General features: G+C 67.5%; 19 protein-coding genes, 1 tRNA gene and 1 pseudogene. 15 read left to right on the top strand and 6 right to left on the bottom strand.

Features of this window, described 5'->3' with window-relative positions; all coding sequences use genetic code 11:
- Positions 1 to 207: 207 nt before the first annotated feature.
- From AB0B50_RS19025 to AB0B50_RS19015, 3 genes and pseudogenes are all read left to right on the top strand, one after another.
- A complete protein-coding gene (locus AB0B50_RS19025; RefSeq protein WP_362332660.1) occupies positions 208 to 765 on the top strand; it encodes a helix-turn-helix domain-containing protein in 558 nt (185 codons plus the stop codon).
- A 91-nt stretch (positions 766 to 856) separates the two neighbouring features.
- Complete coding sequence (locus tag AB0B50_RS19020; RefSeq protein ID WP_362332657.1) at positions 857 to 2293, top strand: DHA2 family efflux MFS transporter permease subunit; 1437 nt, start codon at positions 857 to 859, stop codon at positions 2291 to 2293.
- 45 nt (positions 2294 to 2338) lie between these two features.
- A pseudogene (locus tag AB0B50_RS19015) lies at positions 2339 to 3409 on the top strand (UDP-N-acetylmuramate dehydrogenase); the annotation flags it as partial.
- 30 nt (positions 3410 to 3439) lie between these two features.
- Here the strand turns inward: AB0B50_RS19015 and AB0B50_RS19010 are convergent.
- A complete protein-coding gene (locus AB0B50_RS19010) occupies positions 3440 to 4072 on the bottom strand; it encodes an NAD(P)H-binding protein (protein WP_362332654.1) in 633 nt (210 codons plus the stop codon).
- A gap of 85 nt (positions 4073 to 4157) precedes the next feature.
- Here AB0B50_RS19010 and AB0B50_RS19005 point away from each other — a divergent pair, with 85 nt between their 5' ends.
- A complete protein-coding gene (locus AB0B50_RS19005) occupies positions 4158 to 4757 on the top strand; it encodes a helix-turn-helix domain-containing protein (RefSeq protein ID WP_362332651.1) in 600 nt (199 codons plus the stop codon).
- Here AB0B50_RS19005 and AB0B50_RS19000 read toward each other — a convergent pair.
- Together AB0B50_RS19000 and AB0B50_RS18995 are read right to left on the bottom strand one after the other, a co-directional pair.
- Entirely contained in the window at positions 4747 to 5766 is a 1020-nt protein-coding gene (locus AB0B50_RS19000; RefSeq protein ID WP_362332648.1) for an adenosine deaminase, read from the bottom strand. The genes AB0B50_RS19005 and AB0B50_RS19000 overlap by 11 nt on opposite strands.
- A 163-nt stretch (positions 5767 to 5929) precedes the next feature.
- Positions 5930 to 7156, bottom strand: coding sequence for a pyridoxal phosphate-dependent aminotransferase (locus AB0B50_RS18995; protein ID WP_362332645.1), 1227 nt, complete (start codon positions 7154 to 7156; stop codon positions 5930 to 5932).
- A gap of 182 nt (positions 7157 to 7338) precedes the next feature.
- Here AB0B50_RS18995 and AB0B50_RS18990 point away from each other — a divergent pair.
- The 11 genes from AB0B50_RS18990 to AB0B50_RS18940 all read left to right on the top strand — a co-directional run bounded on the left by AB0B50_RS18990 (position 7339) and on the right by AB0B50_RS18940 (position 21683).
- A tRNA-Trp gene (locus AB0B50_RS18990) sits at positions 7339 to 7411 on the top strand.
- Positions 7412 to 7518: 107 nt separating this feature from the next.
- Positions 7519 to 7806 (top strand): preprotein translocase subunit SecE, encoded by a 288-nt coding sequence (gene secE, locus AB0B50_RS18985; protein WP_362332642.1) that lies wholly within the window; start codon positions 7519 to 7521, stop codon positions 7804 to 7806.
- Between the two features lie 77 nt (positions 7807 to 7883).
- Entirely contained in the window at positions 7884 to 8768 is an 885-nt protein-coding gene (gene nusG, locus AB0B50_RS18980) for a transcription termination/antitermination protein NusG (protein ID WP_362332639.1), read from the top strand.
- A 176-nt stretch (positions 8769 to 8944) separates the two neighbouring features.
- The gene (rplK, locus tag AB0B50_RS18975) at positions 8945 to 9379 is read left to right on the top strand and encodes a 50S ribosomal protein L11 (RefSeq protein WP_030782612.1); all 435 of its coding nucleotides are present in this window, start codon (positions 8945 to 8947) and stop codon (positions 9377 to 9379) included.
- Positions 9380 to 9465: 86 nt separating this feature from the next.
- Positions 9466 to 10188, top strand: coding sequence for a 50S ribosomal protein L1 (gene rplA / locus AB0B50_RS18970; protein WP_362332636.1), 723 nt, complete (start codon positions 9466 to 9468; stop codon positions 10186 to 10188).
- Positions 10189 to 10362: 174 nt separating this feature from the next.
- On the top strand, positions 10363 to 11265 hold the full coding sequence (locus AB0B50_RS18965) for a hypothetical protein (RefSeq protein WP_362332633.1): 903 nt from the start codon (positions 10363 to 10365) through the stop codon (positions 11263 to 11265).
- Positions 11266 to 11374: 109 nt separating this feature from the next.
- Positions 11375 to 12337: a hypothetical protein gene (locus AB0B50_RS18960; RefSeq protein ID WP_362332630.1), complete on the top strand. Its 963-nt coding sequence runs from the start codon at positions 11375 to 11377 to the stop codon at positions 12335 to 12337.
- A gap of 261 nt (positions 12338 to 12598) precedes the next feature.
- On the top strand, positions 12599 to 13129 hold the full coding sequence (gene rplJ / locus AB0B50_RS18955; RefSeq protein WP_362332628.1) for a 50S ribosomal protein L10: 531 nt from the start codon (positions 12599 to 12601) through the stop codon (positions 13127 to 13129).
- Between the two features lie 108 nt (positions 13130 to 13237).
- The gene (gene rplL, locus AB0B50_RS18950) at positions 13238 to 13624 is read left to right on the top strand and encodes a 50S ribosomal protein L7/L12 (protein WP_362332625.1); all 387 of its coding nucleotides are present in this window, start codon (positions 13238 to 13240) and stop codon (positions 13622 to 13624) included.
- A gap of 576 nt (positions 13625 to 14200) precedes the next feature.
- Positions 14201 to 17686 (top strand): DNA-directed RNA polymerase subunit beta, encoded by a 3486-nt coding sequence (rpoB, locus tag AB0B50_RS18945; protein WP_362332623.1) that lies wholly within the window; start codon positions 14201 to 14203, stop codon positions 17684 to 17686.
- A 97-nt stretch (positions 17687 to 17783) separates the two neighbouring features.
- Positions 17784 to 21683, top strand: a complete 3900-nt coding sequence (locus tag AB0B50_RS18940) for a DNA-directed RNA polymerase subunit beta' (protein ID WP_362332620.1) — start codon at positions 17784 to 17786, stop codon at positions 21681 to 21683.
- A gap of 76 nt (positions 21684 to 21759) precedes the next feature.
- Here AB0B50_RS18940 and AB0B50_RS18935 read toward each other — a convergent pair whose 3' ends face one another.
- The 3 genes from AB0B50_RS18935 to AB0B50_RS18925 are packed head-to-tail and all read right to left on the bottom strand — an operon-like array spanning position 21760 to position 24696.
- The gene (locus AB0B50_RS18935; protein ID WP_362332617.1) at positions 21760 to 22770 is read right to left on the bottom strand and encodes a M48 family metalloprotease; all 1011 of its coding nucleotides are present in this window, start codon (positions 22768 to 22770) and stop codon (positions 21760 to 21762) included.
- Between the two features lie 25 nt (positions 22771 to 22795).
- Entirely contained in the window at positions 22796 to 23329 is a 534-nt protein-coding gene (locus AB0B50_RS18930) for a Pycsar system effector family protein (protein ID WP_362332614.1), read from the bottom strand.
- Positions 23326 to 24696: a hypothetical protein gene (locus AB0B50_RS18925; RefSeq protein ID WP_362332611.1), complete on the bottom strand. Its 1371-nt coding sequence runs from the start codon at positions 24694 to 24696 to the stop codon at positions 23326 to 23328. Before AB0B50_RS18925 ends, AB0B50_RS18930 begins: the two co-directional genes overlap by 4 nt.
- Positions 24697 to 24722 lie beyond the last annotated feature (26 nt).

The raw sequence follows: 24722 nt of genomic DNA, 5'->3' as shown, positions 1-24722 counted from the left end.
CTGGCGTCCGACGATTGTCGGTGCTCTATGTAGGCGCAGGCCTCTATGTAGGCACAGGTCTCTATGTGGGCACCCGTCTCTACGTAGAGACGGGTAAGGGGCGTCCCCCATGGTGGGGCGCCCCTTACGCATGGGTGAAGGGCGGCTGCCCGGTGGGGAGTCTCCGAGCCTCTTGACTGCTTAGTGATTGGCCACTAACTTTCGCGCATGGTCAGGATGAGCGCAGAGGAGCGGCGCGAGAGCGTCATCCGCGCGGCGATGGTCGAATTCGCCCGCGCCGGCTACAAGGGCACCTCCACCGAGGCGATCGCCAGGCGCGTGGGTGTCTCGCAGCCGTATCTCTTCCGACTCTTCCCGGGCAAGCAGGCCATCTTCCTGGCCGCGGCCGAGCGGTGCTGCCAGGAGGTCACGGAGGTCTTCAGGGTGGCGGCCGAAGGGCTGGACGCCGAGGAGGCCGTGCACGCCATGGGGCGGGCCTATCAGGCGCTCATCGCCGACGACCCGGACAAGCTGTTCATGCAGATGCAGATCTACGTCGCCGTGACCGCCGCGGAGGCCACCGGCGATCACGAGCTCGGGGTGGCACTGCGGGCCTCCTGGATGGAGATGTATGACACGGTCTGTCTCGCACTGGGGGCGGACGTGAACGAGACGACGCAGTTCCTGGCGTACGGGATGTTGGTCAACGTCCTGGTGTCGATGGGGTTCCAGTCCGACCACCGGGTGTGGAGCGGCTTCTACGACTCGGCGCAGCCCAAGCCCTGAAGTCCGAGCGGCGAAAAGCGTGTGTCACAGGGGTGCGCATTTTCGTGTCCACGAAAGTTAGTCATCAATAACTAACCTCAGGGGGAAGTAAATGTCAGAGCAGACCGCACGGGGTGGGGGAGCGGTGTGGGCCCTCGTCATCACCAGCGTCGCCGGGTTCATGGCGGCACTCGACAATCTCGTCGTCACCACCGCGCTGCCCTCCATCCGCGAGGACTTCGGAGGAGCGCTGCACGACCTCGAGTGGACGGTGAGCGCCTACACCCTCACCTTCGCCGTGCTGTTGATGTTCGGCGCGGCCCTGGGTGACCGCTTCGGCCGCCGCAGGCTCTTCACCGTGGGCCTCACGGTCTTCACCGGGGCCTCCGCCGCCGCGGCCCTCGCGCCCGGCATCGAGGCGCTGATCGCCGCCCGCGCGGTGCAGGGCGTCGGCGCCGCGATCATGATGCCGCTCACGCTGACCCTCCTCACGGCGGCCGTGCCCGCCGCCAAGCGCGGTATGGCGTACGGCATATGGGGCGCCGTCAACGGCCTTGCGGTCGCCGGTGGCCCGCTGATCGGCGGCAGCCTCACCGAGCACGTCTCCTGGCAGTGGATCTTCTGGCTGAACGTCCCGCTCGGTGCGGCCCTGCTGCCGCTCGCCCGTCTGCGCCTCGCCGAGTCGTACGGCCCCGGGGCGCGCCTCGACATCGCAGGCACCCTGCTCGCCAGCGGCGGACTCTTCGGAATCGTGTACGCCCTGGTGCGCGGGCCTCTCGACGGCTGGTCCAGTGCCACCGTCCTGACCAGCCTGATCGCGGGTGCCGCGCTGCTCGGCGGCTTCATCCACCACGGGATCCACAACAAGGCGCCGATCCTCCCGATGCGCCTCTTCCGTAGTCGTGCGTTTTCCGGGATCAACGCCGCGAGCCTGTTGATGTTCCTCGGGATGTTCGGCTCGATCTTCCTGCTCAGCCAGTACATGCAGGGCATCCTCGGCTACTCGCCCACCGAGGCCGGGCTGCGGATGCTGCCCTGGACCGGTATGCCGATGCTCGTCTCGCCGCTCGCCGGGTACCTCTCCGACCGGCTCGGCGGCCGCCCGGTCGTCGCCACCGGACTCTTCCTTCAGGCCGTGGGTCTGGCCTGGTACGCCGTCGTGGTGGCGCCCGACGCCTCGTATGCCGCGCAGCTGCCGGCCCTGATCATCAGCGGTGTCGGGATGTCCCTGTTCTTCGCGCCGGCCTCCAACCTGGTCATGTCCGGCGTCCGGTCGCACGAGCAGGGCATCGCGTCCGGCGCCAACAACGCGCTGCGCGAGGTCGGCGGGGCCCTCGGCATCGCCGTGATGTCCTCGATCTTCACGGCGCAGGGCGGCTACCTGCCCGCGCAGAACTTCGTGGACGGCCTGGTGCCCGCGCTGTGGGTGGGCGCCGCGACAGTGGCCCTCGCGGCGGTGGCGGCGCTGTGCATCCCGTCCCGGCGGACGGCGCCCGGGGCGCCCGAGGCGGCCGCTCCGAAGGCGGCGGACACGCTCGTCGCCGCCTGAGCGACCGCAGGAGAACGGCCCCGCCCTGACCGGCGGGGCCGTTCTCGTACCCTTGAGCACGTGCAGGAACTCCACGATGCCCCCCTCGCCCCGCTGACCACCTTCCGTCTCGGTGGCGCCGCGACCCGTCTGATCACCGCGACGACCGACGCCGAGGTGATCGCCGCCGTCCGCGAGGCCGACAAGTCGGGCACCCCGCTGCTGCTCATCGGCGGCGGCTCGAACCTGGTCATCGGCGACAAGGGCTTCGACGGCACCGCCCTGCGCATCGCCACCCGCGGCTTCGAACTCGACGGCACGAAGCTGGAGTTGGCGGCCGGTGAGGTCTGGACCGACGCGGTCGCCCGCACGGTCGAGGCCGGTCTCGCGGGCATCGAGTGCCTGGCCGGAATCCCCGGCTCCGCGGGCGCGACGCCGATCCAGAACGTGGGGGCGTACGGCCAGGAGGTCTCGTCGACGATCACCGAGGTGATCGCGTACGACCGGAAGACGCACGAGACGGTTGCGATTCCGAACGCCGAGTGCGAGTTCTCGTACCGCCACAGCCGCTTCAAGGCTGATCCCGACCGCTTCGTGGTCCTGCGGGTCCGCTTCGAGCTCGAGGACGCGCACGGCATGAGCGCCCCCCTCAAGTACCCCGAGACGGCGCGCACGCTCGGTGTCGAGGCGGGCGAGCGGGTCCCGGCAGCGGTTGCCCGCGAGACCGTTCTGAAGCTCCGCGCGGGCAAGGGCATGGTGCTCGACCCCGAGGACCACGACAGCTGGTCCGCCGGGTCCTTCTTCACCAACCCGATCCTCACCGAGGAGGAGTTCGCCGCCTTCCACGCGCGCGTGACGGACCGCCTCGGCCCGGACGTCGCCCCGCCCGCCTTCCCGACGGGCGACGGTCACGTGAAGACCTCGGCCGCCTGGCTCATCGACAAGGCGGGCTTCACCAAGGGCTACGGAGAGGGCAGGGCCCGCATCTCCACCAAGCACACCCTCGCCCTCACCAACCGCGGCGGCGCGACCACCGAGGACCTGCTGGCGCTGGCGCGCGAGGTCGTCGCCGGGGTGCGGGACGCCTTCGGGGTCACGCTGGTCAACGAACCGGTGACGGTCGGCGTCAGCCTCTAGGGGCCTCCCGGCAGCGCTGTCCCCTGAACGTCAGTCGGCGATTCCGACTCCCTGCTTCACGGTCGCCGGATCGTTGATCACCCCGAGCATCGCGTGCGCCACGTCCGCGCGTGCGATCGTGCGCCCCGCGCGCGGGAAGCCGCCCACGACCTTCCGGTAGGTGCCGGTGAGGGGCTTGTCCAGGAGCCTCGGCGGGCGGACCGACGTCCAGTCCGTCGCGCTGCCCGCCAGGTCGGCCTCCATGACGGTCAGGTCGGCGTACACACCCTTGAAGATCATGCCGATCACGACCCGCAGGGCGCGGTCGAAGAGCGGCGAGTCCGCGGGCTGCGGGCCCACCGGGCCCGCACTCACGACCACGAGCCGCCGCACGCCCTCCGCGTCCATCGCGCGCACCACGGAGCGCGTCAGCTCCGTGACGACCCCCGTGTCCGCGCGCGTGCGCGCCCCGAGGCCCGAAAGCACCGCGTCCCGGCCCGCGACCGCCGCGCGCAGCGCCTCCGGATCCCGCACGTCCGCAGGGAAGACCTCAAGGCCCTTCCCCGTCACGGTGAACCGCGCCGGGTCGCGCACCACGGCCGTGACCTGGTGCCCCGCCGTGAGCGCCTGCCGAACGATCTCCTGACCGACACCGCCGGTCGCACCGAACACCGTGAGCTTCATTGCGCACCCTCTCCAGGTGGGTAAGTATTCACTCACCTCTAGAGTGAGTAAGCACTCACCCCCTCGTCAAGCCGGTTGGACTCCCATGCAGCAGAAGCCCACCCGGGTCCGCATCCTCGACGCGGCCCACGAACTGATGTTCACCCACGGCCTGGCCCGGGCCACCACCAAGGAGATCGCCAAGGCGGCAGGCTGCTCCGAAGCGGCGCTGTACAAGCACTTCGCGAGCAAGGAAGAGCTGTTCGTGAGCGTCCTGAAGGAGAGGCTGCCCCGGCTCGGTCCTCTCCTGAACGAGCTCGTCGAGAAGCCGGGGGAGCGCAGCGTCCTGGAGAACCTCACCGAGATCGCGCGTCTGGCCAGCGACTTCTACGCGGAGAGCTTCCCGATCGCGGCCTCCTTGTACGCCGAGACCAAGCTCAAGCGCCGCCACGAGGACTCCATGCGCGAGATGGGCACTGGGCCCCACATGCCCATCGAGGCCCTCGACGCCTATCTCCGCGCCGAGCGCGACGCCGGCCGGATCGCCCCCGACGCCGACACCTTCGCGGCGGCCTCGCTCCTCATGGGGGCCTGCGCCCAGCGCGCGTTCGCCTACGACGCCACGGTCGGCAAGCGGCCCCCGCAGCCCGTCGAGGAGTTCGCGTCCGGACTCGCCCGCACGCTCCTCGCGGGGATCAGTCGCTGAGCCACTCGTCGACCCCGGCAAGCAGCTTCGCCCGGACGTCCTCGGGCGCGGCCGAGCCGCGCACCGACTGCCGCGCCAGTTCGGCCAGTTCGGCGTCGTCGAAGTAGTGGTGCCTGCGCGCGATCTCGTACTGGTCGGCCAGGCGGGCCCCGAAGAGCAGCGGGTCGTCCGCGCCGAGCGCCATCGGCACCCCGGCGTCGAACAGCGTCCGCAGCGGCACGTCCTCCGGCTTCTCGTAGACCCCGAGGGCCACGTTGGACGCCGGGCACACCTCGCACGTCACGCCCCGGTCCGCGAGGCGCTTCAGGAGCCGCGGGTCCTCGGCGGCCCGCACCCCGTGCCCGATCCGCGCCGCGTCCAGGTCGTCCAGGCAGTCCCGCACCGACGCGGGCCCCGTCAGCTCGCCGCCGTGCGGCGCCGCGAGCAGGCCGCCGTCACGCGCGATGGCGAAGGCACGGTCGAAGTCCCGCGCCATGCCCCGGCGTTCGTCGTTGGAGAGCCCGAAGCCGACGATGCCCCGGTCCGCGTACCGCACGGCGAGCCGTGCCAGCGTGCGCGCGTCCAGAGGGTGCTTCATGCGGTTCGCGGCGACGAGGACGCGCATCCCGAGGCCGGTCTCCCGCGAGGCGCTCTCGACGGCGTCCAGGATGATTTCCAGGGCCGGGATGAGCCCGCCCAGACGTGGCGCGTACGAGGTGGGGTCGACCTGGATCTCCAGCCACCCCGACCCGTCCCGCAGATCCTCCTCCGCGGCCTCGCGCACCAGGCGCTGGATGTCCTCGGGCTCGCGCAGACAGGAGCGCGCGGCGTCGTAGAGCCGCTGGAAGCGGAACCACCCGCGCTCGTCCGTGGCGCGCAGCTTCGGTGGCTCGGCACCGGTCAGCGCCTCGGGGAGCCGCACGCCGTACTTGTCGGCGAGCTCCAGCAGGGTGGTGGGCCGCATCGACCCGGTGAAGTGCAGGTGCAGATGGGCCTTCGGCAGCTCTCTTACGTCTCGTACACGCTCCATTCCAGGATCTTGCCGTACGCACATGGCGTCCCGGTAGCGGCTTTCCACCTTCGGGACCTTCCCCGAACGAAGAAGCGGGCCGCCTCTCCGGAGGGAGAGACGGCCCGCACGCACGCGTGGAGCGCTGTTTTCCGCCGTCCTCGACGACGGCCGGGGCCGGACGTCAGTCGCGGGCCTCGCCGAGCAGCTTCTGGATCCGCGAGACACCTTCGACGAGGTCCTCGTCACCGAGGGCGTACGAGAGGCGCAGGTAACCCGGCGTCCCGAAGGCCTCGCCAGGAACCACCGCGACCTCGGCCTCCTCCAGGATCAGCGCGGCCAGCTCGACGGAGTCCTGCGGGCGCTTGCCGCGGATCTCCTTGCCGATGAGGCCCTTCACCGAGGGGTAGGCGTAGAAGGCGCCCTCGGGCTCGGGGCAGATGACGCCCTCGATGTCGTTGAGCATCCGCACGATGGTCTTGCGGCGCCGGTCGAAGGCCTCGCGCATCTTCTCCACGGCGACCAGGTCACCGGAGACGGCCGCGAGCGCGGCGGCCTGCGCGACGTTGGAGACGTTGGACGTGGCGTGCGACTGGAGGTTCGTCGCGGCCTTGACCACGTCCTTCGGGCCGATGATCCACCCCACGCGCCAGCCGGTCATCGCGTACGTCTTGGCGACACCGTTGACCACGATGCACTTGTCGCGCAGCTCGGGCAGGAGCGCGGGGAGCGAGGTGAACTTCGCGTCTCCGTAGACGAGGTGTTCGTAGATCTCGTCGGTCATGACCCACAGGCCGTGCTCGACGGCCCAGCGTCCGATCGCCTCGGCGTCGGCCTCGCTGTAGACGGCACCCGTGGGGTTCGACGGCGAGACGAAGAGCACGACCTTCGTGCGCTCCGTGCGAGCGGCCTCGAGCTGCTCGACGGAGACGCGGTATCCGGTGGTCTCGTCGGCGACGACCTCGACCGGGACACCGCCGGCGAGACGGATCGACTCCGGGTACGTCGTCCAGTAGGGAGCCGGGACGATGACCTCGTCGCCCGGGTCGAGGATCGCGGCAAACGCTTCGTAGATGGCCTGCTTGCCGCCGTTGGTCACCAGGATCTGCGACGCCTCGACCTCGTAGCCCGAGTCGCGCAGTGTCTTCGCGGCGATCGCGGCCTTGAGCTCGGGGAGACCACCGGCCGGCGTGTAGCGGTGGAACTTCGGGTTCTTGCAGGCCTCGATGGCCGCTTCGACGATGTAGTCCGGCGTCGGGAAGTCGGGCTCACCCGCGCCGAAGCCGATCACCGGGCGCCCGGCGGCCTTGAGGGCCTTGGCCTTGGCGTCGACGGCGAGGGTCGCGGACTCGGAGATCGCGCCGATGCGCGCGGACACCCGGCGCTCGGTCGGAGGAGTAGCAGCGCTCATGAGCCCCATCGTTCCAGACCCGAAACTGCCCGGGCACACGGGTTTCCAAGAGCATCGGATCCCTTTCTGTTCGACGGGGGGCCGCAGACCACGTACACTCACTGCTCGTTGGCCCTCACCGGCCGCTTCCTCTCAACGCACTCCGTGCACATGGGCGGATGCGGTAGGTTGGGGGAAATCAAAGGGTCGTAGCTCAATTGGTAGAGCACTGGTCTCCAAAACCAGCGGTTGGGGGTTCAAGTCCCTCCGGCCCTGCTACACACTCCTTCGCCAGGATGTGTGCGCATGTACGTACTGCAATGCACCGCCGTGCGGCTCAACCGGGCGCGGCACGGCCACGACCCGGAATCAGGTGAGGACGAGTGACGGACGCCGTGGGCTCCATCGACATGCCTGATGCCGAGGACGAGGCGCCGGAGTCCAAGAAGAAGGCCCGCAAGGGCGGCAAGCGAGGCAAGAAGGGCCCCTTCGGCCGCCTCGCGCTCTTCTACCGCCAGATCATCGCGGAACTCCGCAAGGTCGTCTGGCCGACTCGTAGTCAGCTGAGCACCTACACCACCGTGGTGATTGTCTTCGTCGTCATCATGATCGGCCTTGTGACCGTGATTGACTATGGCTTCAGCCACGCTGTCAAGTACATCTTCGGCTGAGCCGAGAGCGAAGGGCGCCGTTCCCGGCGCCCATTTCGCGCGTTCCACCCCTCTGTATCCAGGAAGAAGCAGCCACCGTGTCTGACCCGAACCTGAACGACGCCATCGAGTCGGCGGAGTCCGTGGAGGACCAGCTCGACATCGTCGAGGCGGCGGACGCCGAGGACCCGGACCAGGCCGAGGCTGCCGACGTCGCCGCGGGCGCGCCCGCCGAAGAGGCCGCCATCCACCTGGAGGGCGACGCCGAGGCTGTCGCCGAGTCCGAGGAGGACGAGGACGCCGTAGCCGAGGTCGCCGACGAGGAGACCGCCGAGGACGAGGCGCCCGAGGAGGAGGCCGAGCCGGTCGACCCGATCGTCGCCCTGCGCGAGGAGCTCCGCACCCTCCCCGGCGAGTGGTACGTCATCCACACCTACGCCGGTTACGAGAACCGCGTGAAGACCAACCTCGAGCAGCGCGCCGTCTCGCTGAACGTCGAGGACTTCATCTTCCAGGCCGAGGTGCCGCAGGAAGAGGTCGCCCAGATCAAGAACGGCGAGCGCAAGACCATCCGTCAGAACAAGCTCCCCGGCTACGTGCTGGTGCGCATGGACCTGACGAACGAGTCCTGGGGCGTCGTCCGCAACACCCCCGGCGTCACCGGCTTCGTGGGCAACGCCTACGACCCGTACCCGCTGACCCTGGACGAGATCGTCAAGATGCTCGCCCCGGAGGCCGAGGAGAAGGCCGCCCGCGAGGCCGCCGAGGCCGAGGGCAAGCCCGCTCCGCAGCGCAAGGTCGAGGTCCAGGTCCTGGACTTCGAGGTCGGCGACTCGGTCACCGTCACCGACGGCCCGTTCGCGACGCTGCAGGCGACGATCAACGAGATCAACGCCGACTCGAAGAAGGTCAAGGGCCTCGTCGAGATCTTCGGCCGCGAGACCCCGGTCGAGCTCAGCTTCGACCAGATCCAGAAGAACTAGCCTCCACGGCTTCCTCTGGAACACACGCTTCCGACCAGGTCAGGCGGGCTGTCAAAGCCTGTCTGACCTGCTCGGTTTTTAGCTGCGCGACTATACCCGTTATCGTTGTGCGGTATGCCTCCATCCGGATGACCGGATGGTCGGCTGAAAACTCTCACTAGGACCCGGAGAGAGCAATGCCTCCCAAGAAGAAGAAGGTCACGGGGCTGATCAAGCTCCAGATCCAGGCTGGTGCCGCCAACCCGGCCCCGCCGGTCGGTCCCGCGCTGGGCCAGCACGGCGTCAACATCATGGAGTTCTGCAAGGCCTACAACGCCGCGACCGAGTCGCAGCGTGGCTGGGTGATCCCGGTGGAGATCACGGTCTACGAAGACCGCTCCTTCACCTTCATCACCAAGACGCCGCCGGCCGCCAAGATGATCCTGAAGGCCGCTGGTGTCGAGAAGGGCTCCGGTGAGCCCCACAAGACCAAGGTCGCCAAGGTCACCGAGGCGCAGATCCGCGAGATCGCGCAGACCAAGATGGAAGACCTCAACGCCAACGACCTGGACGCCGCGTCGAAGATCATCGCCGGCACCGCCCGTTCCATGGGCATCACGGTCGAGGGCTGAGAACCTCCCCCGTCTGACCTTTCTCAGTGGTAGGGCCAAGCGCTGGTCCGCACCACGACTCCATACCTGAACCAACAGGAGCAGTAGTGAAGCGCAGCAAGACTCTCCGCGCTGCGGACGCCAAGATCGACCGGGAGAAGCTGTACGCCCCGCTCGAGGCCGTCCGTCTCGCCAAGGAGACCTCCTCGACCAAGTTCGACGGCACCGTCGAGGTCGCCATGCGTCTGGGTGTCGACCCGCGCAAGGCCGACCAGATGGTCCGTGGCACCGTGAACCTCCCGCACGGCACCGGCAAGACCGCCCGGGTCCTGGTCTTCGCGACCGGTGACCGTGCTGCGGCCGCGGAAGCCGCTGGGGCCGACATCGTCGGCGCCGACGAGCTCATCGACGAGGTCGCGAAGGGCCGCCTGGACTTCGACGCCGTCGTCGCCACCCCGGACCTCATGGGCAAGGTCGGCCGCCTCGGCCGCGTGCTCGGTCCGCGTGGTCTGATGCCGAACCCGAAGACCGGCACCGTCACCCCCGACGTCGTGAAGGCTGTCAACGACATCAAGGGCGGCAAGATCGAGTTCCGCGTCGACAAGCACTCGAACCTGCACTTCATCATCGGCAAGGTGTCCTTCGACGACACCAAGCTGGTGGAGAACTACGCCGCGGCCCTGGAGGAGATCCTCCGTCTGAAGCCGTCGGCCGCCAAGGGTCGTTACATCAAGAAGGCCGCCATCACCACCACGATGGGCCCCGGCATTCCGCTGGACTCGAACCGCACCCGCAACCTCCTCGTCGAGGAGGACCCGGCCGCCGTCTGAACCTGACGGCAGCCGCGTCGCGTACGCGTTCTGTGGACGGGCCCCGCAACCTTTCGAGGTGCGGGGCCCGTCCTCTTTGCGTACGGGCTCTTTTGCGTACGAGGCTTTCGGGTACGTCTGTCAGAGGCCTGCGCTAGCGTGCGGGCCACCATGGATGCTAAGGGGTGGGACTACATGAACAGCACGACCATGCGCCGCGTGGGGCTCTCGATAGCGGTGGCCGCCGCGCTGACCGGCGTCGCGGCCTGCGGTTCGGGCGACTCCGGCGGTTCCTCCGACAAGGCGGACGGCGACAAGGACAAGGGCGGGATCAGCGTCAGCCCGATAGCCGCCCTGCGCTCCGTCGAGAAGTCGACCGACAAGGCGGACACCGCCCGGATCGACGGCTCGACCACCATGGGCACACAGACGTCCATGGACATGAAGGGCGTCATGGGCTGGTCGGACGGCATCACGGGCAAGATGACGGTGACCTTCACGGGCGGTACGCAGGCCCAGCAGATGGAGCAGCTCGGTCAGACGAAGATCGACTACCGCTATCTGAAGAACGGCTTCTACGCCAACATGGGCGACAAGTTCGCGGCCCAGGCGGGCGGGGGCAAGCACTGGCTCGAGTACGACTACGCCACGCTGGCCGAGCTGAGCGGCGCCGCGGGTGAGGCGTTCCAGGACCAGATGCAGAACACCACGCCGAACCAGTCGGTGAAGATGCTGCTGGCCTCGGGTGACGTGAAGCGCGTGGGCGAGGAGAAGGTCCGCGGCACGCAGGCGACCCACTACTCGGGCACGGTCGACATCGCGGACTTCACCGCCAAGAGCGCGGACCTGGACAAGGGCAAGATGTCCGAGCTGAAGAAGCAGTTCGAGCAGGCCGGCATGAGCACCGAGACGATCGACATCTGGGTCAACGACGACGACCTTCTGGTGAAGAAGATCGAGAAGGCCGAGACGAAGAACGGCGACTTCTCGCAGACCGCCTACTACAGCGACTACGGCACGCCGCTGTCCGTCCAGAAGCCCCCGGCCTCGGACACCATGAGCTTCAAGGACCTCATGGTCAAGCAGCCCTCCGTCTAGCCAGGCAGAGCCGTCCGGGCCGGACAGAACTCGCAGGCCTCGTCCCTCACCCCTCAGGTACCCTCGGCAGTCAGAAATGTGTCGATCATGTGTTCCTAGGGGTGGGGTCATGACTGTTGGTGTCGTACGTGGACGCAAGGGACGTCAGCGGGCGATGGGCGCCGTGCTCACCACGGCGCTGCTGTGTACCGGCGCGGTCGCCTGTGGTGGGGGCGACGACAAGTCCGACAAGGCGGACTCGGGCAAGACCCAGTCCCGCTCGCAGGTGACCGAGGTCATCACGGCCGCGTACAAGAAGACCTCGGCCGCCAAGTCGGCCAAGGTCGAGATGACCATGTCGATGCCGTCCGCGATGGACGGCGGCGGTGACATGAAGGCGTCCGGCGTCATGGGCTGGGACCCGATGGTGATGGACATGACGATGACGGGCTCGGCGCTCACCGAGGGCGCCCCGGACGCTCCGGAGAAGGTCCGGATGCTCTGGCGCGACAACGTGATGTACATGGACATGGGCGCCAAGGCGGCCAAGGACATGGACGGCAAGCGCTGGATGAAGATGGACCTCAACTCCATCGCCGAGCAGGCCGGTGACGAGAACCTCGCGAAGCAGATGACCGGCGGCATGGACAGCATGAACCAGGACCCGGTGAAGCAGCTCGCCATGCTCCTGGACTCGCCGAACCTGAAGCACCTCGGCCCCGCGAAGGTCGACGGGGTGGAGACCCAGCGCTACAAGGGCCGGCTCACCGTCAAGGAAATGATGGAGAGCAACAAGGGCCTCGACGAGGTGCTCAGCAAGAGCGAGCGCGAGCAGCTCTTCAAGAACATCGAGAAGTCGGGCATCAAGGGCTACGACACCGAGGTCTGGGTCAACGAGGACGACCTCCCCGTCCGCATGGACATCGACATCAAGAGCCCTCAGGGCACGATGAAGATGTCGCAGACCTTCTCCGACTACGGCGCCGCCGCCAAGGTGACCGCGCCGCCGGCCGGGCAGACCTTCGACCTCATGGAGATGTTCAAGGAGCTCGGCAAGGCCGGTGCGGGCGCGGGCTCGGACAGCGCCCTCTGACCGGATTTGCTTGACGCGGACCCGTTCGCGTACTCTTCCACAGAAGCCAAAGACCGCTGGTCGTTGCCGTGTGCTCGAAAGAGTGTGCGGCGGCCGAAGGATCCGCTGAAACTGCGGACGACCCGCGCAGGTGACTGTGGAAGTGCTCCCGGACGTACTCCGTCTGGTCGAGCTCACGCCCCGTGCGCCTGCGCCGGGGCGTTCTGTTTTTCCCAGCCCCTTCTGAGCGGTCCTCATCACCCGGAAGGAGGCCGACGCTCTATGCCGACGCCCGACAAGGCTGCCGCGGTAGCCGAGCTCACGGACAAGTTCCGCAGCTCGAACGCCGCCGTGCTGACCGAGTACCGGGGTCTCACCGTGGCCCAGCTCAAGCAGCTGCGCCGTTCCCTCGGTGCGAACTCCGAGTACGCCGTGGTGAAGAACACGCTGACCAAGATCGCGGCCAACGAGGCCGGGATCGACACGCTCGACGACCTGTTCAACGGTCCGACGGCGGTCGCCTTCGTCACCGGTGACCCGGTGGAGTCGGCGAAGGGTCTTCGTGACTTCGCCAAGGAGAACCCCAACCTCGTCATCAAGGGCGGTGTCCTTGACGGCAAGGCGCTGTCCGCCGACGAGATCAAGAAGCTTGCGGACCTCGAGTCCCGCGAGGTTCTGCTCAGCAAGCTGGCCGGCGCGTTCAAGGGCAAGCAGTCGCAGGCTGCCTCTGTCTTCCAGGCGCTGCCGTCGAAGTTCGTCCGCACCGCGGAGGCGCTTCGTGCCAAGCAGGCCGAGCAGGGCGGTGCCGAGTAATTCGGCTCGCACATTGACCGCCGCCTGACGCGGTGGTCACAGCGGGCCCAACGTACGCCCGCCTTCATGTACACACGGCACCAGCCGAATTAGTGGAAGGACGCCATCATGGCGAAGCTGTCCCAGGACGACCTGCTCGCGCAGTTCGAAGAGATGACCCTCATCGAGCTCTCCGAGTTCGTGAAGGCCTTCGAGGAGAAGTTCGACGTCACCGCCGCCGCTGCCGCGCCGGTCGTCGTCGCCGGTGGTGCCGCTGGTGGCGCCGCTGAGGCCGAGGCCGAGCAGGACGAGTTCGACGTCATCCTCACGGGTGCCGGCGACAAGAAGATCCAGGTCATCAAGGTCGTGCGTGAGCTGACCTCCCTGGGTCTGAAGGAGGCCAAGGACCTCGTCGACGGCACCCCGAAGCCGGTCCTCGAGAAGGTCGCCAAGGACGCCGCGGACAAGGCCAAGGAGGCCCTCGAGGGCGCCGGCGCCTCCGTCGAGGTCAAGTGACCTCACGAGTCGTCTGACTCTTTTCACCCTTCGTACGGCGGAAACGCTGTAACGAAAGGGTCGCCTAGGGCGATCACCCATGTGGGTGGTCGCCTTTCGGCGTTCCCAGGGGCTCTCGTGGCGGGTGCCTTGCGCTGTCGGTCGCGGCGAGTATGGTGATCTTCGTTGTGCCTCCGGACGGCCCGTGACGGTGACGTTCTGAGGGCCTTGTCCGGGCAGGGGGGCCTTGACGAACCGCACGCAGCGCGCAATTCTCAGGACGCGTCGTCACAACGATCCGCATCCGAGGCATGGATCGGCGGCGAAGAGGGCAGTATCGATGTGCATCGAGGGCATGGCTTGCAGCAGGGGTTGAGAACAACGAGGGTCTCCCAGAACCCGCACTGGACATCAGTGGGCCAACTGGCTACACTGACCCTTTGCGCTGCCTGTTAGCTGCCTCCTGCCCGTCACCAGGGGCATGCCCATGCTTGAGCACCGTGGATTGAAACTTCCCTGACCTGGGATTTCTGTCTCTGTGTCCAGCCTGGGACCGGTACGCGCGTAGTGAGTCCGAGCCCTCGGAAGGACCCCCTCTTGGCCGCCTCGCGCACTGCCTCGACCGCGAATACGAACAACGGCGCCAGCACCGCCCCGCTGCGCATCTCCTTTGCAAAGATCAAGGAGCCCCTCGAGGTTCCGAACCTTCTTGCGCTGCAGACCGAGAGCTTTGACTGGCTGCTCGGCAATGACGCGTGGAAGGCTCGTGTCGAGGCGGCTCTGGAAAGCGGACAGAACGTCCCCACCAAGTCCGGTCTGGAAGAGATCTTCGAGGAGATCTCCCCGATCGAGGACTTCTCCGGGTCGATGTCCCTGACGTTCCGCGACCACCGCTTCGAGCCTCCCAAGAACTCGATCGACGAGTGCAAGGAGCGCGACTTCACGTACGCCGCCCCGCTCTTCGTCACCGCTGAGTTCACCAACAACGAGACCGGCGAGATCAAGTCCCAGACGGTCTTCATGGGCGACTTCCCGCTCATGACGAACAAGGGCACCTTCGTCATCAACGGCACCGAGCGTGTCGTGGTGTCGCAGCTCGTCCGCTCGCCCGGTGTCTACTTCGACTCCTCCATCGACAAGACGTCCGACAAGGACATCTTCTCGGCCAAGGTCATCCCGTCCCGTGGTGCCTGGCTCGAGATGGAGATCGACAAGCGCGACATGGTCGGTGTGCGCATCGACCGCAAGCGCAAGCAGTCCGTCACCGTCCTCCTCAAGGCCCTCGGTTGGACGACCGAGCAGATCCTCGAGGAGTTCGGCGAGTACGAGTCCATGCGCGCCACCCTGGAGAAGGACCACACCCAGGGTCAGGACGACGCGCTGCTCGACATCTACCGCAAGCTGCGTCCGGGTGAGCCCCCGACCCGCGAGGCCGCGCAGACGCTGCTCGAGAACCTCTACTTCAACCCGAAGCGCTACGACCTCGCGAAGGTCGGCCGCTACAAGGTGAACAAGAAGCTCGGCGCGGACGAGCCGCTGGACGCTGGCGTGCTCACCACCGACGACATCATCGCCACCATCAAGTACCTGGTGAAGCTGCACGCCGGTGAGACCGAGACGACCGGCGAGTCCGGCCGCGAGATCATCGTCGAGACCGACGACATCGATCACTTCGGCAACCGTCGTATCCGTAACGTCGGTGAGCTGATCCAGAACCAGGTCCGTACGGGTCTCGCCCGTATGGAGCGCGTCGTGCGCGAGCGCATGACCACCCAGGACGTCGAGGCGATCACGCCGCAGACCCTGATCAACATCCGGCCGGTCGTCGCCTCCATCAAGGAGTTCTTCGGCACCAGCCAGCTGTCCCAGTTCATGGACCAGAACAACCCGCTGTCGGGGCTGACGCACAAGCGTCGTCTGAACGCCCTCGGCCCGGGTGGTCTCTCCCGTGAGCGGGCCGGCTTCGAGGTCCGAGACGTGCACCCGTCTCACTACGGCCGCATGTGCCCGATCGAGACGCCCGAAGGCCCGAACATCGGTCTGATCGGTTCGCTCGCCTCGTACGGTCGCATCAACGCGTTCGGCTTCATCGAGACGCCGTACCGCAAGGTCGTCGACGGTGTCGTCGGCGACGACGTCGACTACCTCACGGCCGACGAGGAAGACCGCTTCGTCATCGCGCAGGCCAACGCGCCGCTGACCGACGAGCTCCGGTTCGCCGAGGCCCGCGTGCTGGTCCGCCGCCGCGGCGGCGAGGTCGACTACGTCCCCGGTGACGACGTCGACTACATGGACGTCTCGCCGCGCCAGATGGTGTCGGTCGCGACCGCCATGATCCCCTTCCTCGAGCACGACGACGCCAACCGCGCGCTCATGGGCGCGAACATGATGCGTCAGGCGGTGCCGCTGATTAAGTCCGAGGCGCCGCTCGTCGGCACCGGCATGGAGTACCGCTGCGCCACCGACGCCGGTGACGTGATCAAGGCCGAGAAGCCGGGTGTGGTCCAGGAGGTCTCCGCGGACTACGTCACCGTCACCAACGACGACGGCACGTACACCACGTACCGCATCGCCAAGTTCTCGCGCTCGAACCAGGGCACCTCGGTCAACCAGAAGGTTGTCGTCGACGAGGGCGCCCGCGTGATCGAGGGCCAGGTCCTGGCCGACGGTCCCGCGACCGAAGAGGGCGAGATGGCCCTCGGCAAGAACCTGCTCGTGGCGTTCATGCCGTGGGAGGGTCACAACTACGAGGACGCGATCATCCTGTCGCAGCGCCTCGTGCAGGACGACGTCCTCTCCTCGATCCACATCGAGGAGCACGAGGTCGACGCCCGTGACACCAAGCTCGGCCCGGAGGAGATCACCCGGGACATCCCGAACGTCTCCGAGGAGGTCCTCGCCGACCTCGACGAGCGCGGCATCATCCGCATCGGCGCCGAGGTCATCGCCGGCGACATCCTCGTCGGCAAGGTCACGCCCAAGGGTGAGACCGAGCTGACCCCGGAGGAGCGTCTGCTCCGCGCGATCTTCGGTGAGAAGGCGCGCGAGGTCCGTGACACCTCCCTGAAGGTGCCGCACGGCGAGACCGGCAAGGTCATCGGCGTACGCGTCTTCGACCGTGAAGAGGGCGACGAGCTGCCGCCGGGCGTGAACCAGCTGGTTCGTGTCTACGTGGCGCAGAAGCGCAAGATCACGGACGGTGACAAGCTCGCCGGCCGTCACGGCAACAAGGGTGTTATCTCGAAGATCCTTCCGATCGAGGACATGCCGTTCCTCGAGGACGGAACTCCGGTCGACATCATCCTCAACCCGCTGGGTGTGCCGTCCCGAATGAACCCGGGACAGGTCCTGGAGATCCACCTCGGCTGGCTCGCCAGCCGCGGCTGGGACGTCTCCGGCCTCGCGGACGAGTGGGCGCAGCGCCTGCAGGCCATCGGTGCCGACCAGGTCCAGCCCGGTACGAACGTCGCCACCCCCGTCTTCGACGGTGCGCGTGAGGACGAGCTCGCCGGTCTGCTGCAGCACACCATCCCGAACCGCGACGGCGAGCGCATGGTGCTCCCGTCCGGCAAGGCGCAGCTGTTCGACGGCCGCTCCGGCGAGCCGTTCCCGGACCCGATCTCGGTCGGGTACATGTACATCCTCAAGCTGCACCACCTGGTCGACGACAAGCTGCACGCCCGCTCGACCGGTCCGTACTCGATGATCACCCAGCAGCCGCTGGGTGGTAAGGCTCAGTTCGGTGGTCAGCGCTTCGGTGAGATGGAGGTGTGGGCGCTCGAGGCTTACGGCGCCGCCTACGCCCTCCAGGAGCTGCTGACGATCAAGTCCGACGACGTCACCGGCCGCGTGAAGGTCTACGAGGCCATCGTCAAGGGCGAGAACATCCCCGAGCCCGGCATTCCCGAGTCCTTCAAGGTGCTCATCAAGGAAATGCAGTCGCTCTGCCTCAACGTGGAGGTGCTGTCCTCGGACGGCATGTCCATCGAGATGCGTGACACCGACGAGGACGTCTTCCGCGCGGCGGAGGAGCTCGGTATCGACCTGTCCCGGCGCGAGCCGAGCAGCGTCGAAGAGGTCTGACGGGTCTGGCCGGGACCTCCCAGTGAGGTCCCGGCCCCGCCCCGGACCCGTACAGACCATGATTGAGACACGACCCCGAAAGAGGGATTGACGACAAGTGCTCGACGTCAACTTCTTCGACGAGCTGCGGATCGGCCTTGCCACCGCGGACGACATCCGACAGTGGTCGCACGGCGAGGTCAAGAAGCCGGAGACCATCAACTACCGCACCCTGAAGCCCGAAAAGGACGGACTCTTCTGCGAGAAGATCTTCGGTCCGACCCGGGACTGGGAGTGCTACTGCGGCAAGTACAAGCGTGTCCGCTTCAAGGGCATCATCTGTGAGCGCTGTGGCGTCGAGGTCACGCGCGCCAAGGTGCGCCGTGAGCGGATGGGCCACATTGAGCTGGCCGCTCCCGTCACGCACATCTGGTACTTCAAGGGCGTCCCGTCGCGCCTGGGCTACCTCCTCGACCTCGCCCCGAAGGACCTCGAGAAGGTCATCTACTTCGCGGCGTACATGATCACGTTCGTGGACGAGGAGCGTCGTACCCGCGACCTGCCGTCCCTGGAGGCGCACGTCTCCGTCGAGCGTCAGCAGATCGAGAACCGTCGCGACTCCGACCTGGAGGCCCGCGCCAAGAAGCTCGAGACCGACCTGGCCGAGCTCGAGGCCGAGGGTGCCAAGGCCGACGTGCGCCGCAAGGTGCGCGAGGGCGCCGAGCGCGAGATGAAGCAGCTGCGCGACCGCGCCCAGCGCGAGATCGACCGTCTCGACGAGGTGTGGAACCGCTTCAAGAACCTCAAGGTCCAGGACCTCGAGGGCGACGAGCTGCTCTACCGCGAGCTGCGTGACCGCTTCGGCACGTACTTCGACGGCTCCATGGGTGCCGCTGCCCTGCAGAAGCGCCTGGAGTCCTTCGACCTCGACGAGGAGGCCGAGCGCCTCCGCGAGATCATCCGTACCGGCAAGGGCCAGAAGAAGACCCGTGCGCTCAAGCGTCTCAAGGTCGTCTCCGCGTTCCTGCAGACCAGCAACAGCCCCAAGGGCATGGTTCTGGACTGCGTGCCGGTCATCCCGCCGGACCTGCGTCCGATGGTGCAGCTGGACGGTGGCCGCTTCGCGACCTCCGACCTGAACGACCTGTACCGCCGCGTGATCAACCGCAACAACCGTCTGAAGCGCCTGCTCGACCTGGGTGCTCCGGAGATCATCGTCAACAACGAGAAGCGCATGCTTCAGGAGGCTGTTGACGCCCTCTTCGACAACGGTCGTCGTGGTCGCCCGGTCACGGGTCCCGGCAACCGCCCGCTGAAGTCCCTCAGCGACATGCTGAAGGGTAAGCAGGGTCGATTCCGTCAGAACCTGCTCGGTAAGCGTGTGGACTACTCCGCGCGTTCCGTGATCGTCGTCGGTCCGCAGCTGAAGCTGCACCAGTGTGGTCTGCCCAAGGCCATGGCGCTGGAGCTCTTCAAGCCGTTCGTGATGAAGCGCCTGGTCGACCTGAACCACGCGCAGAACATCAAGAGCGCCAAGCGGATGGTCGAGCGCGGCCGCACGGTCGTGTACGACGTCCTCGAAGAGGTCATCGCCGAGCACCCGGTTCTGCTGAACCGTGCGCCCACGCTGCACCGCCTCGGCATCCAGGCCTTCGAGCCGCAGCTGGTCGAGGGCAAGGCCATCCAGATCCACCCGCTCGTCTGCACCGCGTTCAACGCGGACTTCGACGGTGACCAGATGGCCGTCCACCTGCCGCTCTCCGCGGAGGCGCAGGCCGAGGCCCGCATCCTGATGCTGTCCTCGAACAACATCCTCAAGCCGGCCGACGGCCGTCCGGTCACCATGCCGACCCAGGACATGGTGCTCGGCCTCTTCTTCCTCACCACGGACGAAGAGGAGCGCGAGGTCAAGGGCGAGGGCCGTTCGTTCGGTTCCACGGCCGAGGCGATCATGGCGTTCGACGCCCGTGAGCTCTCGCTGCAGGCGAAGGTCGACATCCGCTTCCCGGTGGGCACCATCCCGCCGCGCGGCTGGACCCCGCCGGCCGTCGAGGAGGGCGAGCAGGAGTACCAGCAGGGTGACAGCTTCCGGCTGCGTACGACCCTGGGCCGCGCGCTCTTCAACGAGCTGCTGCCCGAGGACTACCCGTTCGTCGACTACTCGGTCGGCAAGAAGCAGCTCTCCGAGATCGTCAACGACCTCGCCGAGCGCTACCCCAAGGTCATCGTGGCGGCGACGCTCGACAACCTGAAGGCGGCGGGCTTCTACTGGGCGACCCGTTCCGGTGTCACCGTGGCCATCTCCGACGTCGTGGTCCCCGAGGCCAAGAAGGCGATCGTCGCGGGCTACGAGGCGCAGGACGAGAAGGTCCAGAAGCAGTACGAGCGCGGTCTGATCACCAAGGACGAGCGCACGCAGGAGCTCATCGCGATCTGGACCAAGGCGACCAACGAGGTTGCCGAGGCGATGAACGCGAACTTCCCCAAGACCAACCCCATCTTCATGATGGTTGACTCGGGTGCCCGAGGAAACATGATGCAGATGCGGCAGATCGCCGGTATGCGTGGTCTGGTGTCGAACGCGAAGAACGAGACCATCCCGCGTCCGATCAAGGCGTCCTTCCGTGAGGGCCTGTCCGTGCTGGAGTACTTCATCTCCACGCACGGTGCCCGTAAGGGTCTCGCGGACACCGCCCTTCGTACCGCCGACTCCGGTTACCTCACCCGTCGTCTGGTCGACGTCTCGCAGGACGTCATCATTCGCGAGGAGGACTGTGGCACCGAGCGCGGTCTGAAGCTGGCGATCGCGGTCAAGGGCGAGGACGGTGTGCTCCGCAAGACGGAGAACGTCGAGACCTCGGTGTACGCCCGCATGCTGGCCGAGGACGTCGTCATCGACGGCAAGGTCATCGCGCCGGCCAACGTCGACCTCGGTGACGTGCTCATCGACGCCCTGGTCGCCAACGGCGTCGAGGAGGTCAAGACCCGCTCGGTCCTGACCTGTGAGTCGGCGGTCGGCACCTGTGCCTTCTGCTACGGCCGTTCGCTCGCCACCGGCAAGCTGGTCGACATCGGTGAGGCGGTCGGCATCATCGCCGCCCAGTCCATCGGTGAGCCCGGTACCCAGCTGACGATGCGTACCTTCCACACCGGTGGTGTGGCCGGTGACGACATCACCCAGGGTCTGCCCCGTGTCGTCGAGCTCTTCGAGGCTCGTACGCCGAAGGGTGTCGCCCCGATCTCCGAGGCCGCGGGCCGTGTCCGCATCGAGGAGACCGAGAAGACCAAGAAGATCGTCGTCACCCCGGACGACGGCAGCGACGAGACGGCGTTCCCGATCTCGAAGCGTGCCAAGGTCCTGGTGCGCGAGGGTGACCACGTCGAGGTGGGCCAGAAGCTCACCTTCGGTGCCACCAACCCGCACGACGTGCTGCGGATCCTCGGTCAGCGCGCGGTCCAGGTCCACCTGGTCGGCGAAGTCCAGAAGGTCTACAACTCGCAGGGTGTGTCGATCCACGACAAGCACATCGAGATCATCATCCGGCAGATGCTGCGCCGTGTGACGATCATCGAGTCCGGCGATGCGGAGCTGCTGCCGGGCGAGCTCGTCGAGCGCTCGAAGTTCGAGACCGAGAACCGTCGTGTCGTGACGGAAGGCGGCCACCCGGCCTCCGGCCGTCCGCAGCTGATGGGTATCACCAAGGCCTCGCTGGCGACGGAGTCCTGGCTGTCGGCCGCCTCCTTCCAGGAGACGACCCGAGTCCTGACGGATGCGGCGATCAACGCCAAGTCCGACAGCCTCATCGGCCTCAAGGAGAACGTCATCATCGGTAAGCTCATCCCGGCCGGTACGGGTCTTTCCCGCTACCGCAACATCCGGGTGGAGCCCACCGAGGAGGCCAAGGCCGCGATGTACTCGGCCGTCGGCTACGACGACATCGATTACTCCCCGTTCGGCACGGGCTCCGGCCAGGCCGTTCCGCTGGAGGACTACGACTACGGGCCGTACAACCAGTAAGGCCTGGGTTTGTTGAAGGGCGGTCACCTCGCTTTGCGCGGGGTGATCGCCCTTCGGCGTTTTCCGACCGGACCCGTCACAGGTACGGGCGCAGACGGTGGATGCGGGTCGGGTAGTCGGGGTGCGTGGAGAGCAGCTGGTCCAGGAGCCTGGGTGCGGCGTGCCTGTGCCCGGATGCGGCCATGGCCTGCCGTTTGGCTTCGGTCTCGGTCGCGTACATGGCCTGCAGTACCTGGGCCAGCATGGGGGCGAACCCGAGCGCGGCGGCGTGCTGGTCCGCGCGGAGCTCTGCCCGTCGGCCGACGGCGGCGATCAGATACGGGGTGACGAGCAGCAACAGCGGCAGCCCGTACAGGCGGGTGATCGTGGTGTAGCTGACGACGCAGATCACGAACACCAGCGCCACTGTCGCCACCCAGGAGAAGTAGTTGGTGAACGCCAGGGCGTAGGCGACGACCAGTCGGATCGCGTACCAGGCGGCACGTCCCGGCAGCGCGTACCAGTAGCCGAGCAGCGAGACCCAGACGTGGCCACCGGTGTGATGGCCCAGCTCGTGGGCGAGTACGGCGGCGAGCTGCGAGCTCGGCAGCCGGTCGAGTGCGAACCGGGTGACCCCGACGATGTGACCGCCTGCGGCATAGGCGTTGAGGTCGTCGCTGTCCTCGACCCAGAGTTCGTACGCCCGGCCGTCGACGCCCGCGCGTGCGGTCACCTCGCGCCAGACGGGAGCGAGACGCGCGTACTCCTCGGGCATCGGACGCTGCAGCCGCAGCAGGTATCGGGCGAAGAAGTCCTCCGTGGGGCGGTGGAAGACCATGGCCCCGGACAGCAGCCAGACCAGCGGCACGATCCAGAACGGAATGCCCAGCCAGGCATCGAGACCACCGGATATCAGGAGCAGGACCAACAGGCTCATGAGCGTGCCGGGCAGGTGCAGGAGAAGCCGGCCCAGGGCCGTGGCGTCGAGCCCGCGCTGATGTGCGGTGAAGTGGAGACGGCCGCCGCGGTGGTGGTAATCGAGGTCGTCGGGGGCGGACGCGTCGTCGTCAGGGGGTTCGGGCTGTTGTGGGAAGTGTGGTCGGGCCATGGTCAGCCTCCGGGAAGCGGGATGGTCAGCCGATGAGAAGGGATCCGGGGAGCAGCACCGCGGCGATGGTGAAGGCGATCAGGCCCGTGCGCACCCATTGGTGCTTGCGCAGGGCGATACGGCTGGTCGCGGCCAGAGCCGCGATCGCGTCGGCCGTCGGATCGCGTTCGGTGTCGGCCAGTGCTTCTGCCAAGTGGCCGCTGCGTACGGCCTGTTGGATGTCTCCGAAGTGCGACAAGGGGGCGCCCGGTGTCCATCTGCTCGTGCCGTAGCGCGGCAGGACGGCCATGAGGAGCGCGAGCAGCGTCAGGGCGAGGGCGAAAACCCCCGACCACCACGTCGAACTGGCGGGGACGGAGAGGGCGGCAGGGGTCCACTCGCGTCGGGCGAGCAGACCGCTGAAGACGCCCGTCATCACGCCGAGAGCCGCCACCAGCACCGCGGCCTTGGCGTCCGCGCGGGCGATCTCGGTGCGCAGATCGGCGAGAAGGCGTTCGGCCGCCCTGGCTCCGGGCGTGGCGTCGGACGCCAGGGGAGCGCGGGCGCGGGCGCCGGTCACGGGGCGAGGTCCTCTTGCTCGTCGCCGTCGCGCTGCGGTGGTGGTGCGCTCGGTGAGCTGCCGTAGCCCGGGGGCGGTTGCCAGCCGGGGAAGGTGCCGGTCTGCTCTGCGGGTGCGGGTGCGGGTGCGGGTGCGGGTGCGGGTGCGGGTGCCTGGTCTGCTGCTGTCTCCGTGCCCGACACCTCGTTCGAGTGCGCCGATTGCGGGGTGTCGTGAGCCGGGTCGGCCTTGATGAGTCGCGACTCCGGCGACGTGGGCGCCGTCGGCGGCCGCGATGGCGACTGGTCTCGCGAGATTCCCGGCACCTGCTGGCTGAAGATCTTGTGTATGGCGTCCAGGGCCCGCCGCTTGGGCTCTTCCAGCTCGTAGTCCTCCGCGCTGTCGCCGCTGAGGAGTTCCCTTGCCAGCTCCAGCTCGGCGAGGACCAAGCGCAGTTGGTCCTCGCGCATGCTGTCGACGACGAGCCGTGAATCCTGGGGATTCTTGGCGAGGTGCATGGCCCAGGCCACCACACCCCCCTGCTCCAGATACCCCTGGTAGAACGCGATCTTCTCGGCCTCGAGCTGCCGGAGCTCCGCCTCGTGGCGGGCCCGCAACTGGTCCTGCTCCTGCTGCCAGGCCTGACGCTGGAGCGCGAGCTCGTGGTCGAGCCGTCCGTACTCCGTGGCCCGCACTGCCTGGAGCCTGTCCTGCTCGCGGGTCCGCCGGTCGAGCTCGATGTCGTACACCATGCCCTGCTGCTCGGTGCGTATCTGTTCGGCGGCGTCGTGGTCGATGGACTGGAGCCGCCGTTGGTGGTCGATGTTCTGCTGGTCGCGGCGCAGCCGCAGAGTCCAGATCACCTGCAGGCCCGCGGCCGTGCCGAGCGGTGCCTGGCCGGAGAGGGCGTGCAGCAGTTGTCGCTCGGCGCGCGCACTGTCGTGGATGGCGAACCGGCGTGTGAGGGGCCGAGCGGCCTGCTGCAGTTCGCCGAGAAGCAGGGCCGGTACATCCCGGTGGCCGCTCCTGACGAAGTCGGCTGGGGCGACGACCTGCCACGACAGGTCGACCGCGGCGATGAATTCGAAGGCGTCGTTGTCGCTGGGCAGGGGGATCTCGGCCTGGTGAGGGTGGACGCCCATGTCCACCTCGTACACCGATGTGTAGCGCTTCGCCGCCACCTCTCCGCGGCTCGGGCGCAGGGGCGGCAGATAGGCCTCGTATCCGCCCTTGGAAGTCGAGAAGACCAGGGCGTGATCGATCCGGGTCAGCGCCTTGCGGGCGAATCCGAACCGCGAGAGCTGCCGGACGGTGATGACGGGATCGATCAGGGACGTGTGCCGGTCGGCTGGTTGATCCCAGTCCGGCGGACGGCGGAAGTCGGGCATGACGTCTCCTTGAGGGGTTCCTGTCC

It is taken from the genome of Streptomyces sp. NPDC041068 (assembly GCF_040647455.1).
In the GTDB taxonomy this organism is placed as follows: Bacteria; Actinomycetota; Actinomycetes; order Streptomycetales; family Streptomycetaceae; genus Streptomyces.
This window is presented reverse-complemented; position numbering and strand designations above follow the sequence as displayed.